We start from the raw sequence: 14,310 nt of genomic DNA, 5'->3' as shown, positions 1-14,310 counted from the left end.
TTATGAAAACGCAATACAAAGCCCTAAAGCCAATTGGTCCATGGGTGAATGGTCAAATTGTGGGTGATCTACCACAAGAAAAAATTAAACAGCTTTTAGAGGATGGCGTGATTGAAGCAATCAAGCCTGAGTTGAAAGCAGAAGCTAAACTAAAAACTAAAGAGGTGCCGGCGAATGGCTAAGAAGTACATTTCATTGCGTGGTAAGTTCTCACTTGCCCCAATTGTTGAAGGTGTTGTAGGTGCTATGCGTGAGCTTGGCAACATCCCAGACTTTACGCTAGAAATCACGGCTAACAAGATTGAGCATACCGAGTCCATGTCAGGTGATGATACGACCGATTTGGTGCTATACAACACCACTGCAGTTTCGTTCAGTGGCACACTTGAGCAGGTTGATGCTGATAATCTGGCATATATCCTTTCGGGTAAAAATGTCGAAGTTGCGACTAAAGCTGTAACTGACCGTGATTTAGGTGCAGTCACGAAAGGTCAGAAGATCAAACTAGATGGGTTTAATTTGACTCTACCAACAGTGACTGATGGAGCATCAACACCAGTTCCTATTGAATCAACGAAATATAAGCTAGATGCGATTTATGGAACTATCGAGTTTCTTGATGATTTGCCAAAAGTTGTGATTGGCTATACCACTGGCGCTGTAACACACACTACGATCGCATCTGACTTTGGCAAAGAATATGCATTGTTCTTTGAAGGCATTGATAAGATCAGCAAAGACAAAGTGTTCTTAGCTCTGCACCGTACAGTGAAAACACCTGATTCAAGCTTTGGCCTAATTCATGAAGAATTTGGTTCTTACGAAATCAGCGGTGATGCCTTGGGTGATCTGACCAAAGACAAAGATGGTATGCTTGGCTTATACGGCTATTACACCCAAATCCCTAAAGCTGCATAAACACATACAGGCACTTAAACAGGATGCAATAGGCATCTTTTTTTGTGCCTGTACTTTTTGAGATTTCATCATGAATGATTTTTTTATGGCTTCAAATCGATCTGTCAGCGTTGGTGAGCTATCGGTGCACCAGCTGCAGATGCATAACTTTGATGAGTGGTCGGGTGCAGCGCAGGTCATCAAAGACTTTTTGAATAATCATCCAGATGAAACCGCACAAATGATCTTTAATACTCATCCATTTGAATCGACGCAATTGATTACCCATTGTTTGAAATACAGTCTCGAACAAGTCATTGATCTATTCAAGAACGAGGACTTACTCAATACCTTGTTATTGGATGCTGCGATGAAAGTGAATGACGCATTCTTTACCGAGCCGAAACCTAAACATCGGGACGATGTAGATCCACGTAAAAAGAGTAGTTGGTTTGATGTATTTCAGCTTCTTGTATCCAATGGCCACTCACATGAAAGCATCATGCAAATGAGCTACGGATCATTCCGACACTATCTTAAAGCAGCTCAAAAAGCCGAGCGCATTAAAATGCGTAACCTAGCGATCGCGACTAGGGCGCAGAATGCCATTAATAAAAAGTTCAATGATTTCATTAAGAGTCTTGAGAAAGAACAGTAATTTTCACATTGTGATGTGAAATTGAGCACGTTATGATTTAGCCGTTAAATATAAATAATCGGGTAAATTCATGAAAAAATTATTAATTACAGCTGCTTTGATGTCTGTTTTTACATTAGCAAATGCAAATTTGGCAGGGGCTAGCATTAACGGTAAGCAAGTCCGCAAAGGTCAAAGTTATGGTGAAGTCGTTGCAGCCGCAGGCCAGCCAGTATCACATTTTGATTATGTTAAAAACGTGGGTGGTAAAGACGTTTCAGTGCGTGAATTAAGCTATGTCGATGGTAGTAAAACTTTCACTGTTGTAATTGAAGATGGCAAAGTTACTACTATTCGTAGTGGGCGTTAAGGGGAATACTGAAATGGCAACTAAAGTAGCCCAACAAATGATGTTTTGTAAGTCATGCGGTAAGCAAACCCTTCATCAAAAGAACATCAAAGAAATGAGTTGGTTGATGCATCTAGTCTTAACAATATTTACCGGAGGGATTTGGTTAATTATCTGGGTATTCATACTTCTATGGCATATGATTGCCAAACCAGCTTCAGCCGTAGCAAATCGTTGGGTTTGTTCTCAATGCGGTAAGTAATCAAGGCACCTCAGGGTGCTTTTTTAATAATTCATTTAATAAACAAGAGCCACCTTCGGGTGGTTCTTTTAATTAGAAGTCAGACGTATAAGAGAGAGGCTCATTACCGTCGTTCGCAGTGGCTTATTTAATAGAGTTACACTTATAAGAAAAGAATCACCTGTTGACACCTCGTGACCTTATTGGGTTTTAAACCCTATTGACAAGTATTAAGATTTAACCAAGCGAAGCCGATCTAACAAGTCGGCTTTTTTAAGGCCTAACACAACCATAGACACGCGAAAATGGAAATTCCAAATCTACTTATCTATCAAATATTAGTGTTTTTAGCAGCTAGGAATTTCCACCAAAGCCGTGATTTTAAAGGCCCATACTTGCACATATGTTCAAGCACGGATTTTTAGAATCTAAAAAGCAAAAAGCCCGTGACTGCAATCACGAGCTTTTTAGATCAACTCAACCGACAAGTTAAGGAGAAATATCTATATGCAAAATCATACACCAAAATCTGAATTAAAGGGAGATGGAAAAATGAGCGAAAAAGGTGCAGATCGTGCTGGTTTGTTACAAGCAATTACGAGCCTAGTCTTAGCAGTGGGTTTTATTATTACGACAATTATTTTAGCTCTCAAATAGTATTTGATCATTTATTCGCACCGCCTTAGGGCGGTTTTTTAATGCCCAAATTTTGAGGTCTCTATGTCAAAAAATCTAACTTTTAAACTCATCATGGATGGTGATAGCAGGGGGCTTATTGCTGCTGCCAAGCAGTCTGAAAGCGTTACTAAAAAGGTTTTTGAAACGATTAAGACTGAAGCGGATCAACTGAAGCAAACAAGTGCTGCTACTGCTATTGCTCTTGGGAGTATTGTCCCAGAGAAAAGCAAAGAATTGGCAGAAGGCCTTACCAAGTCTTTAAGCGGTGCAACTCAGATCATTCGTGATGCAGGAGACAACGCCAAAAGTGCTGCAACTAACTTTACTGATTTTGGTAATAAGTCTGTAAAAGCTTTGGCATTCTTAAAATCAGATTTAGAAAAGGCAAAGATTAGACTTGAGGCCTTTTCAAAAACAAAAGCTACTCCTGCAGATATTGAGATTGCTCAAAAAGAAGTAGATCAACTTGAGAGAGAGGTTCAACAAGCTGAAAGTGCATTTATTGATTTTCACACAGAAGTAGGTAAGGCAAATAATTCTTTAAAGCATACGGATACAGCAGGGCAAACCGCACAGAAGGGATTGAATGTTGCAAAGTTTGCTGTAAATGCTCTTGCTGGAGCTATGGCTACGCTAGGTGTTGGGGTTGGAATACGTGAATTAAGCCAAGTATCAGACTCCTACACCAATCTTTCTGCAAGAATCAATATTGCGACTAAGAATGGTGGTGACTTTAGATCTGCAATGGCTGGCGTGCACCAAGTTGCTTTGATGACAAACTCAAGCTTGAGTGCAACAGGTGATTTATTCACGAGATTGAACGCTGTTGGCAAAGACTTAGGGATGACTCAGCAGAGTTCCCTTGATTTAACCAAGACCATCAATCAAGCAATTCAAATTAGTGGAGTATCTGCACAAGCAAGCGAAGCATTTACACAGCAATTCATCCAGAGTATGCAGCAAGGTACGCTTCGTGGTGAAGAATACAACTCCATGATGGAGAATGGTTTTGGGGTTGCAGAAGCGTTAGCCAAGGGTTTGGGTGTCACCACAGGTGAACTTAAGAATATGGCTGACAATGGAGAGCTTGGTGCAGAACGTGTCTATAAAGCTCTCCTCAGTCAGAAGGATGCAGTTCAACAAACCTTTGACCAGTTCCCAACAACTATTGGCAATGCGTTACAGCGTATCTCCACTAGCTGGGAGATCCTGATTGGTAAGATGGATCAGTCTAATGGCGCGAGTGCAACAGTTGCTGATTGGCTGGTTACGATTGCATCCAACATGGATGTTGTAGAAACCTTATTAAATGATATTGGTGAAGGCTTTATTTGGGTTGGTGACCAATTTAAGAGAATTGATACAACAACGATTATTGCCTTAAAAACTGCCCTAACCAGTATTTATGATGCAATTAAAACACTTGGTGAAACCGTGGGAGAAGCTTTTGTTATCACTCTTGATGTCTTGAATGATGTACTAAGTGGCTTATATGATTTCAATAACGGAATTGATGCGGCAAATTCTAAAACGAATGGCTTCACCAAGGTTCTACAAACTTTCAATGTTGCCATTGGTTTTGTTAGTGATGGGTTTAAAGGCATTCAAATTGCTGCAAATCTATTCGTTGGAATTATTTATGATTTAGCAGCTGCTTGGGTGCAGCTAGTTTCAAAGTTCACATGGGGTGATATTAAGCAGCAAGCTATTGCTGATATGGATGCAATGGCAACAAAAGCTCAGGAGTATTACAAGAAAGCTTCAGATGGTGCTTTAGAGTTTAAATCCAAAGGTGTGCAAGCTCTTGAAGAGATCGGTAAAACCCAAGATCAGAAAAATGCAGAAAGTCTGGCTAAATCTAAAGCAACCTTGGACCAAATGCTTGCTAACCAGCAGTCCGAGTTGAATGGCAAGAAAGTCACCGAGGATGAAAAGTTAAAGGTTGTTACGGCTTATGCTGAAGCTGCTATTGCTGCAAATAAAGGTGTCATGGATGGCGTGATGCAGGCTGATCTAATAGCGAAAGGCTATATAGTCACAATGGATCAAGCTGGGAAAGTTTCAGTACAAGCGTTTAATCAAGCCACGGATGGTGCAAATAACACTGGTAAAGCACTCGTACAAGCACGTAAAGGTGCTGAGGCTTTGGGAGTTGATCTTGATATTGCCCTCAACCGTGTTTCTGAAAAATTTGCCGCTAACCAAAATCACTTGACCAATTACGCTAATGGCCTTGATGAGCTGGGCTTAAAGGGAGAGCAAGCTACTAATGCATTGTATATGGGGTGGGAGAAATGGTTAGCATCAGCAAAGTCTGAAGTTGAGATAGAGGCAGCAAAAGCCAAGCTTCAATTGTTTGGTGAACAAGGGAAATTATCAACTGCACAAGTTGAGATGGGAATGCAGGCTGTAAAACGCGCCGTGCAAGAAATTCCCGATAGCCTATCACCAGTCGAAGCAGCTTTTGAGCGGTTAGGGATTAAAACCAAAGAGCAACTTAAACTTGCAGCAGATCTCGCCTTGAATGATTTCAATACGATTTTAAAAAGTGGTGAGGCCACTCAAGATGGTTTGCAACAGGCATATGAGGAAACCATTCGTTTAGCTTACGCCTCGGGCGATGCCCAAGTCATGGCTGCTGCGAATGCCAAGGCTGCTTATTTAGGGCTTGAGGTTCAACTAGACGCCACAGGCAAAACCACGGTTACTAAACTGGGTGAGATCCAGCAAGCAGCAATCGAGACTCAGCGCACTGTGAGTCAAGTGAGCCAAGCGACTTCTCGGGAGCAACCTGAGATTAGTGCTGAGCAGCAGGCTACCAATGACCATTGGGATGATTTCAAGGCCAAAATGAAAGCGCGTACTGATGAGCTGAATGCAAAGTCACAATCACGCGGCTCAGGTGGTGGTGTTGGATCATTCTTGTCAAATAACAGCGATTCAGCTCAGCAAATTCCATCAATGCCTGATGCCCCACTTATTGCGACTTCATTCGATATACAAGGAATTGAAAACATGCAACCGACTGAGAAGAAAGTGCTTGAATTGCAATCTGGTGGTAAAGCGGCAGAGCTACAAGGTACGCCTGAAGCAGTAGATAGTGTTGAAGAGATGCTTCGTGAATTTGAAATGCTTAAACGGAGTATGTAATGAAGTTAATTCGTAAAACCGCAGGAGAAACCATCCAAATTGAGGATGGTTTTTTTTGGTCTGATGAAAACTGGTCTGAGATCGAGCAGAACCAGGAATATGCCATTAGTGGTGCTTTGATTATTCAAGAAGGACGTAAGCAAGCAGGTCGACCAATCACTTTACAGCCTGCTAATAAGTCGAAAGGCTGGATCAAGTTGAGCGATCTGAACACGCTTCGCTTGTGGCAGAACCTGCAGGAGCAATTCACGCTTCGGTTTGAATGGCCACACGACCAACGCAAGTTCAATGTGATTTGGAATCATAAAGACGGTGCGCTGGAAAGCTCTACAGTTAAAGGCACTCCAGCAACATCACTTGATACTTATTTTAACGTCACCATGCGATTCATTGAGGTAAGCGATGCCAATTGAAACCCATAATTTAAAGCTCCTTGAGTCAGAACGCATTCGTACAGATGCTGATGATGGCGGGGGTAAATACTCAGGCCGTGAAATTGTCGACGGGCAAAGTAATAACCTATTCAATGATATTTCTGAGATGGATCGAACCACGGGCCGTACATCTATCCAAAAGATCTATGCTGCAGTCGATACAGCCGATACCGATGCCTTAATGGGTGCGACGGTATTTATCTCCCAAAATGCGCAAGATCCAAGTGTCTCCGCCGTGTTATTCAGTACTGACAGTTGGACAGATGAGCGTAAAGAAGCGCAGAACCGTATTGAAAACTATAATGCCAAAGGTGCACAGATTGCTGGTACACCGTTGGACACGCATTGGAAAGGCATGAAGTCTCTACAAGTGGCGATGTTTCCCCAAGAGTCTGAAACATCGATCGGTAAGTCAATTGTCTTGATCTCAAATGAAGGCAAAGACTTAGAAATTGAGCAATTCCTGCGGATCACTGAGGTTTCTACACGTACAGCATTTATGGTTGTTGATCAAAAACAGGTGGAATATAAGATTGCGACCTATGGCCTGAGTGATGCATTAAAAGCTGATTTTGTGGGGCTGTCTGCGAAGCAGTGGTATAGCGGTGAAAAGAGTACCACCATCATCCGTGACACCATTGTGGCGGATACAGGGAAGTATTACTCCAGTGCGAATCTCAAAGAGACAGCACAAGTCGGTGACTATTCGGTGGTTGCAGAGGATGTTTATACGCAGTTGGTGCCCTCAGCGCAGACAGAAACCCCCATGGTGAATATCAATGCTGCAGGTGATTCTGTGGCCTTGGTGAAAGCCAAGAATGGTGTGCTAAGCAAGACTTTTAACAATGTCACGATCAATACTGTGTCGAGCTTATATCTCGGCTCATCAGTCATGCCGAAGTCAGTAGAGTTTACTTTATTTGGCTCAGCGATTAGCGACGTCGGCGGTGAACTTAAGAATGCTGCAGGTACTTCTATCGGCACAATCAACTATCAAAACGGTTCGATTGCGTGGAATGCAAGCGCGGGGACAGGTACAACAAATTTAACGATTAACTTTATGCCTGCAGCAGCCGTAACAGCACCAGTTGAATCCGAGCTGATCTATGTGAATCAGGAGAACATCGGTTTTAACTGGGTAAAAAATTTGGTCCCGTTGCCATCACCGGGTAGTTTGCAAGTGTCGTACCTGGTGCAGAATCAGGTCTACACGCTTCGAGACAATGGTGCAGGCCAATTACGTGGTGCTGATTCCTCCTTTGGTTCAGGCAGTATTGATTACGATACGGGTACCATGGCACTCACCACAGGTGAGCTCGCTGATGTCGGCAGTGCAATTCTGATGACTTGGAACAATATGATCACGGCTCAGGAGCGCTCAGGATTAACCATCAACAATGCCTATATCGAGATCCCTGTAAACGACTCGATTGTGGCTGGGACCTTAATCGTTGACTGGTTATTGAATGGCGTCACCAAGACTGCAAGCGATAATGGCCAAGGGCAATTTACAGGTGATGCCACAGGCACCATTGATTATGCGGATGGTGTGGCCAAGCTGATGCCGACCCTATTACCCAATGGTGGTACCACGTTTAATGTATCAGGGCAAAAAGGAACCAAGTCTTCAATTCAAGTGACTGCGGTACCGACCAGTGGCAGCATCTCAATTGAATTGGATAATGGATCTGCTGCCTTGATTCCGAAGTCGGTGAAAGTGCGTGTACCTGTCAAGTATATGAATTATTCAGGTGAAGTTGAGCTGCGTGATATGCCGATTGATGCCACCACAGGGCGGTTAATCAATGGTGCAGGTCAGCAACAAGGCACGATCAACTATGCGTCTCGTACCATGAGTATCACCCCAAGCACCACACTTGAAGCGATCGAACGCGAGAAGATTATGCAGCCGTTTTATGGCAAATATAATACCGATCAAGAGGCGATTGCTGCTGGTTTGCTGGGGATGACCATTAAGTATGAAAATACCAGTGAGACCCATACTCTAAGCCTGAATGAAGTAGCAACTGCGGTGACGGTGAGTGTCTCGTATCGAGATAGTTCTGCGGCTCAATCCTGGTCGGATACAGTGATTGGTTCTGTGTTAAAAACGGATTTAACCGAAGGCTTTGCTGAGCAGATTCTTGCAGGTTCGGTTCGCTTTACCTTAGCCAGCTCAACCTATGTCGATAAACTCGGATCGCTTTACCGTAATCCATCGGTGACCACGGGTGCGGGAACGGTAGCAGGTCAGATCCATTATGGAAATGGAGTTATAGAGTTATCCGCTTGGGATGTAGGTGGGGCGAATAATCCGACTTTAGAGACTTTGGTGACTCAACTTGAAAGCGTTCAAACCAACCAAGTGTCATTCCGTGCACCGATGATCCCGATCCGGGCGCAGTCTTTAACTTTGTCTGCCACCAAGGTGGAAGGCGGTGTATTGAATATCACCCCTGATGGCTCAGGTACCATTGATACCGCAGAGTGCGATTGCTTCTTTAACTTTGACCAAGGCTATGGTCAGTTTGTTTTTCGTCAAAAGATTGAAGTGACTTCTGCTAACCGTGCTGAAATTATGGCGCAGGATTGGTATGTAGCTGAGCTGGAATACACCAAAGATGGCAAGCAGTGGATTCACAAGCCGATTATGGTCCTGCCTGAAACCGTCAAATACAGTGCAGTCGGTTATAGCTATATCCCGATTGATGCTGAGTTGTTGGGCTTGTCTGCAGTACGTTTACCGATTGATGGTCGGGTACCGATTTTCCGATCGGGTGAGATTGGGATTGTGAGTGCAAGTAAGTCGCAGGAATTACCTGATTATATTGCTGGCCAAACCTACCCATTGAATGATGCACGGATCTCCTGGTGTGAACTTGAAGATGCTGATGGTATTAAAATTCCATTTGATTTGTACACAGTGGACTATGACTACGGCAAGGTGACTTTAAACGGTGATTTTGCCTTGGGTAATCTCACTGGACCACTTACAGCGAAGTATCGCTACCAAGATATGGGTTTAGTTCGTGATGTCAAAATCAATGGCCAAGTGACTTTCACCAAGCCGCTGACGCACAACTATGATCCAGCGCATACCATCGTCGGTTCTGCACTGGTAATTGGTGACATGCAAGCGCGTTATACCCGAAAGTTTGTACAGGCGACTTGGGACAGCCTCTGGAAAGATGAGGCGGTTGGTGCAGCCATCTCAGCGAATTACAACGACACACTGTATCCGATTGCTGTCACCAATAAAGGCAATATTCAGGAACGTTGGGCGATTGTCTTTACCTCGAATGATGCTTTCCGAATCATTGGTGAAAGCTCTGGCCAGATCGGAACAGGTGTGCGGACGGAAGATTGTGCTCCAATTAATCCAGTCACCAATGCACCTTATTTCACCATCAAAAAGGAAGGTTGGGGCAATGGTTGGGCAAGTGGCAACGTGCTGCGTTTTAATACCATCGCAGCCAATCATCCGATTTGGGTGATTCGTACCGTGAAGCAGTCTGAACCTACGGTGTTGTCTGACTCATTCCAAATCATGCTGCGCGGTGACATTGACCGGGTGGCTTAACTTTTAATTCAAATATGACCGCTTCGGCGGTCTTTTTTATGGGTAAAACATAATGGCAATGAAGCAAACACAGACCAAGATGTTTGATTTTGCAGATGTGGGCTTGGACTTTTGTTCGGGTTCTAAAAATCTGTTTCCTGATCGTTTTAAGAAAATGCTGTCACAAGGCTATAACGAGCAGACTGTGGCCAGTGTTTCGGTGACTGGGAATCAAGTAACACTAAACTACGGTGTAGCACATGGTTATGCTGCAGACCGGGTGCTAAAGATTAATTCAGGGCCGTTGGTGGCAATCAATGGCGGAGAATTTTGGATTGATGCAGTGACAGCGACTTCAGTCACCATGACCATTGATGCTGCGCCAATTTTGATTGCAGGTGGTTTTGTCACCAAGATTGCACCGCTTGGTTGGCAATTAGTCTATGACGTTGCGAATGTTCATATTTTCAAGCTTAAAAACCTTGACGAAACCGACTTATTTTTACGCTTGTGTTATCAAAACAATACGAGTTATAGAAATGCTATATCACCATGTGTAGGTAAAACTGTTGACTTGGTTACGGGCACAATTACGGATTCTGAGTCGGTGGTTGCTAATGCTTCATTATTAACGCCTGCACGAGGGTTGTTGTGGAATTTTTCACAATCAGCAAACAATATTCACAATGATTGGACATATGCACAGGGCTACAGCACATATGGAAACTCAAAGGTTGTTGGTAGTATTTATCACATTAACTTAATGTTTTTTTGCGGTAATGGTGACTATCTTTCTCGTTTTTATGCGTTGCAGCCAGTTGCTTGTTTTGATTTAGAGCCACTAAAGCGCCCATTGCTTCTGGGTGATGTACCACCAACAAATATCAATAACACTGGTTATAACGGAGGGCAGGATGGATATGCTGCAGGAGCCAACTCATCTCAAGCTTACATTGGCAAAATCCCAGTATCATTTGATGCGAGCAATGCTCCTGTTACGACCAAGTATTTATTTTATTCAAACCCTCAAGCCTTAAGATCTTATTTAAGTAATTCAGTTGAAGCTTTTAATACTACAACTGCAAGACCTCTTACGATTTTTGAGAAAGAAACATCTCAATTCTTGGGGCATGCAATTGGGCTTTATGTGTGTGGATACGAGGCAACATTATCTTCTAAACCTGCTATTACAAAAGAAAACTTACCAGTGTTAGCGAGCGATATTGAGCAAAATAAGAATTTATTATTGCACTGTATAACGGCAAACAGTAGTACAAGCGCTATATTTTTAGCAAGCCCAATTGAGGAAATTAAAATTGTCTAATATTAGAATTTTAAGAGTCTTTTTTGGCGGCTACAAACCTAACTTTGAAAAGCTTAAGGATTATGGTTATGCAGTCATAAAAGAGCAAAAGCCTGTAATTACAGTTTCAACACCTGATCAAGGCTTTGGACAGATTAAAGGAACTACCAAGAAACTAGGTCAGAATTATTCACCTGTCCCTGTGTGTTGTTTTAAGCGCAGTACACGTGAGTTACTCTGGGAAACGCTATCAAAGCCTGATGGCACCTACTTTTTTAGAAATATTGCAGTAGGGCTTGAATGCTTTGTGGTGGCCTTTGATCCCAATGGACAATATAACGCAGTCATCTCAGACAAACTGGTGGCCAAATGATTCAACCCTCCTTAAAAGCCAGTCTTGTACAACTCCAAGCACTGGCCACATACCTCGATCAAGGAAGCGCAAATGCTTCCTTTATTTTTTATGATGATACGAAACCTGCTTCGGTCTCAGTGGCTGCCAATAGCGCAGCAAAACTGGTGATCCTAACTTTGCCTAAACCGTGTTTAAAGATGATGCATGCTGACCGCATTGAGCTCAATCAAACTGATGCAGCAACGGTGACGAAAGCGGGTATAGCAACTTGGGCACGATTGCTGAATGGTGCAGGTGAAGCCGTTGCAGACTTCACCGTGGGTACGGATATAGAGCTGGCCAATCCTGAATTGGTTTTAGGTAGCACCTTGATGATGAACTCATTGATCCTCAAACCATCTACATAAAAGAGGTGGACATGTGGCGAACTATATTCCACCTGATGCACATCATGTAAATCTCAATTTTAAAGACATTGTAACGGGCTCTGCCGATCTTAACTTTGGTGCGGATGAACAAAACCTTGCATCACTTGAAGCCACGATTGATACTTCCTTTTTGGCTTTGTTTCAGGCACAGCGTTTAGATTTCAATGCACTTGAAGCTGAGATCACTGTTTCATTTCAAGCCGTGTTTCATGCTGTATCAGGGCAAACTGCGCAGCTTGAAGCCACGATCCATACAGGTTTTATCCCTGAGCTACACGTGGTGGGGATTAATGCATATTGCTCCCTTGATGCAGTGATCAATACATCATTCGATCCGGTGTTTGATGCCTTATTTGATATCAATCATCAATTGGGTGTTGAACTGAGATTTAGTGCTGTCTTTGAGCGTGCAATCACCCAGCTTGGTTCAACAGAAATATCCTGGGCGAAACCAGTACTCAGAGTGTCAAATGAAACCTTTTTTTATGACCGTGGATTGGTGCTCAACCATGGTAATGATATTGGCTTTCAGCGTGGAAGGACTTTATCTGAATCCATCCATGCTGCATTTGATCAGGGCGCGAAGCTCAGTCGCAACCAAGGCGTGCGTTGGCAAGAAAACCTAAAGATTCGTATTGCACGTGATTTGTATTTTGATGAGCCGATCAAGCTTCGATTGAATCGTGAATTGACTCATCAGGAGATGATCCGAAAGCGGCGCAATATCTCGTTTTCACATGAAGTCGCGCATGTCTTTGAAAAGCGCTTTAGCTTTGATTGGGACAAAGGGCTGGAGCTGGTCACACAAGATGAGATCCCTTGGGATAAAGCCAAATCCATTCATTATCGCAAGCATCCCGTTCAACCATGGCCAGAGCCTGAAATCCCTCAGTATGAAGGTACGGGGGAACTTGAGTTTGTATGTCTGTGTGATGAGCTGGATGCACACAATGTTGAACTCAACTTCGGTGCAGATGATTGCATCCCTGGCATACCAAATCGTAATTGGTGGTACATATTGAATAGTTTATCTGTGACACGCCTAGATAATGGTGTAGAGATTCAGGTTTATGATGGGAATTATAGTACCGATCGCAGCTGCTGGTGCTGGTCCTATAGTTTGACCATACCAGCATCCCAGATTGGCAAACTTGAACCGATCAATGGCCAACCTGTGATTTTAAAAATTATCGTGAATGGTACAGAACATCAAATGTTGCTTGAGAACCGCCGACGTTCTCGTAAGTTTGCCCAAGACACTTATACCTTGATTGGGCGCAGTCAAACGGCATTACTGGCAGCACCGACAGCACCTTTACGCTCATTCTTACAAGAGAATGATCGAACCTCAGTCCAGTTATGCCAAGCAGAGCTTGATCGTGTGTTTAGCGATACGGTGCTCAATTGGCAGTTGATTGATGCGCTGGGCTGGATCGTTGAGCGTGAATGCTTAAGTTATTCCAATTTAGCGCCAATAGATGCTATCAAGATGGTGGTTGAAAGTGGCGGTGGCTTTATCTATAGCGAAAAGGGCAGCAATATACTGACGATTAAACCGCTTTATAAAAAGACCTTTTGGGATGTGCTGTCGATCGCCGAATATGATCGCTTATTGCCTGAGTCTGCAGTGGTGAGTCAGTCCACGGATTATCAGATCTATCCTGATTACAACGGCATTACGCTGACCAATGATCGTAAAGCGTTGGTGGCTCAAGTGAAACGTACAGAAACCAGTGCCCATACCTTACTTCAACCTGAAAACAATCCATTGTTCAACCATGTCAGCATGGGGGCCTATGGTAAAGCTAAGCTTGCCAAAGCAGGAATGGTCGAAACACACACCTACAGCATGCCGATTTCGCCTGAAGTGGGTGAATGTGTACCAGGAGAAGTACTGGCTTTTAATGCGGAATGGTGGGGCATTGTAGATAGTGTCAGCGTCTCGTTCAGTCATGCAGTGGTCAATCAAACCATTAAAGTGGAGCGTGTCAATCGTGAGTAATGCATTACAGCGTTTAATTGATTTACTGCCTACAGCTGCAGAGTTTGTAGGAACCATTACTAGTGTGGACCATCCCAATTACAAAGTGTTGGTGGTGGGTGGATCTGGCCTGAATTTAGTCACCAGTTCAACCCGTTACAACCTTGGAGCATCTGTATTTGTATCTGATGGTGAGATCAAACGACTCGCGCCATTAGGTGAAGTGATTCAAATCGAAGTTTAAGTTTTTAAAAAGTGTGTGGCGCTCATTAGAGCGCTTTTTTATTGCCAAAAATTA

The 14,310-nt window shown here is 43.3% G+C and carries 14 protein-coding genes; all 14 read left to right on the top strand.

Annotated elements, in window-relative coordinates:
* Positions 1-2 precede the first annotated feature (2 nt).
* The 14 genes from PTT44_RS01555 to PTT44_RS01490 all read left to right on the top strand — a co-directional run bounded on the left by PTT44_RS01555 (position 3) and on the right by PTT44_RS01490 (position 14,256).
* Positions 3-182 carry a hypothetical protein gene (locus PTT44_RS01555; protein WP_168159654.1) on the top strand — a complete coding sequence of 60 codons (180 nt, stop codon included), beginning with the start codon at positions 3-5 and terminating at the stop codon, positions 180-182.
* Positions 175-918 carry a hypothetical protein gene (locus tag PTT44_RS01550; RefSeq protein WP_168159653.1) on the top strand — a complete coding sequence of 248 codons (744 nt, stop codon included), beginning with the start codon at positions 175-177 and terminating at the stop codon, positions 916-918. The genes PTT44_RS01555 and PTT44_RS01550 overlap by 8 nt, the downstream gene beginning before the upstream one ends.
* Positions 919-988: 70 nt before the next feature.
* A complete protein-coding gene (locus PTT44_RS01545; protein WP_168159652.1) occupies positions 989-1,555 on the top strand; it encodes a hypothetical protein in 567 nt (188 codons plus the stop codon).
* A 70-nt stretch (positions 1,556-1,625) separates the two neighbouring features.
* Positions 1,626-1,904 (top strand): DUF2845 domain-containing protein, encoded by a 279-nt coding sequence (locus PTT44_RS01540; protein WP_168159651.1) that lies wholly within the window; start codon positions 1,626-1,628, stop codon positions 1,902-1,904.
* A gap of 13 nt (positions 1,905-1,917) precedes the next feature.
* Positions 1,918-2,145 (top strand): hypothetical protein, encoded by a 228-nt coding sequence (locus PTT44_RS01535; RefSeq protein WP_168159650.1) that lies wholly within the window; start codon positions 1,918-1,920, stop codon positions 2,143-2,145.
* Between the two features lie 486 nt (positions 2,146-2,631).
* Positions 2,632-2,781, top strand: a complete 150-nt coding sequence (locus PTT44_RS01530; RefSeq protein WP_168159649.1) for a hypothetical protein — start codon at positions 2,632-2,634, stop codon at positions 2,779-2,781.
* Positions 2,782-2,844: 63 nt separating this feature from the next.
* On the top strand, positions 2,845-5,952 hold the full coding sequence (locus PTT44_RS01525; protein ID WP_168159648.1) for a tape measure protein: 3,108 nt from the start codon (positions 2,845-2,847) through the stop codon (positions 5,950-5,952).
* On the top strand, positions 5,952-6,365 hold the full coding sequence (locus PTT44_RS01520) for a hypothetical protein (protein WP_168159647.1): 414 nt from the start codon (positions 5,952-5,954) through the stop codon (positions 6,363-6,365). The genes PTT44_RS01525 and PTT44_RS01520 overlap by 1 nt, the downstream gene beginning before the upstream one ends.
* Positions 6,355-9,966, top strand: coding sequence for a hypothetical protein (locus PTT44_RS01515; RefSeq protein WP_168159646.1), 3,612 nt, complete (start codon positions 6,355-6,357; stop codon positions 9,964-9,966). The genes PTT44_RS01520 and PTT44_RS01515 overlap by 11 nt, the downstream gene beginning before the upstream one ends.
* A 52-nt stretch (positions 9,967-10,018) precedes the next feature.
* On the top strand, positions 10,019-11,269 hold the full coding sequence (locus PTT44_RS01510; protein WP_168159645.1) for a hypothetical protein: 1,251 nt from the start codon (positions 10,019-10,021) through the stop codon (positions 11,267-11,269).
* Positions 11,262-11,621: a carboxypeptidase regulatory-like domain-containing protein gene (locus PTT44_RS01505; RefSeq protein WP_168159644.1), complete on the top strand. Its 360-nt coding sequence runs from the start codon at positions 11,262-11,264 to the stop codon at positions 11,619-11,621. The genes PTT44_RS01510 and PTT44_RS01505 overlap by 8 nt, the downstream gene beginning before the upstream one ends.
* The gene (locus PTT44_RS01500) at positions 11,618-12,010 is read left to right on the top strand and encodes a hypothetical protein (protein ID WP_168159643.1); all 393 of its coding nucleotides are present in this window, start codon (positions 11,618-11,620) and stop codon (positions 12,008-12,010) included. Before PTT44_RS01505 ends, PTT44_RS01500 begins: the two co-directional genes overlap by 4 nt.
* Positions 12,011-12,023: 13 nt before the next feature.
* Complete coding sequence (locus PTT44_RS01495; protein WP_168159642.1) at positions 12,024-14,033, top strand: hypothetical protein; 2,010 nt, start codon at positions 12,024-12,026, stop codon at positions 14,031-14,033.
* Positions 14,026-14,256, top strand: a complete 231-nt coding sequence (locus tag PTT44_RS01490) for a hypothetical protein (protein WP_058869408.1) — start codon at positions 14,026-14,028, stop codon at positions 14,254-14,256. Before PTT44_RS01495 ends, PTT44_RS01490 begins: the two co-directional genes overlap by 8 nt.
* Positions 14,257-14,310 lie beyond the last annotated feature (54 nt).

Origin of the sequence: Acinetobacter sp. Gutcm_16 (assembly GCF_028649355.1) — a bacterium.
GTDB classification, from domain to species: Bacteria; Pseudomonadota; Gammaproteobacteria; order Pseudomonadales; family Moraxellaceae; genus Acinetobacter; species Acinetobacter johnsonii.
The sequence above is the reverse complement of the archived record's forward strand: the minus strand, read 5'-3'. Positions and strand labels throughout refer to the sequence as shown.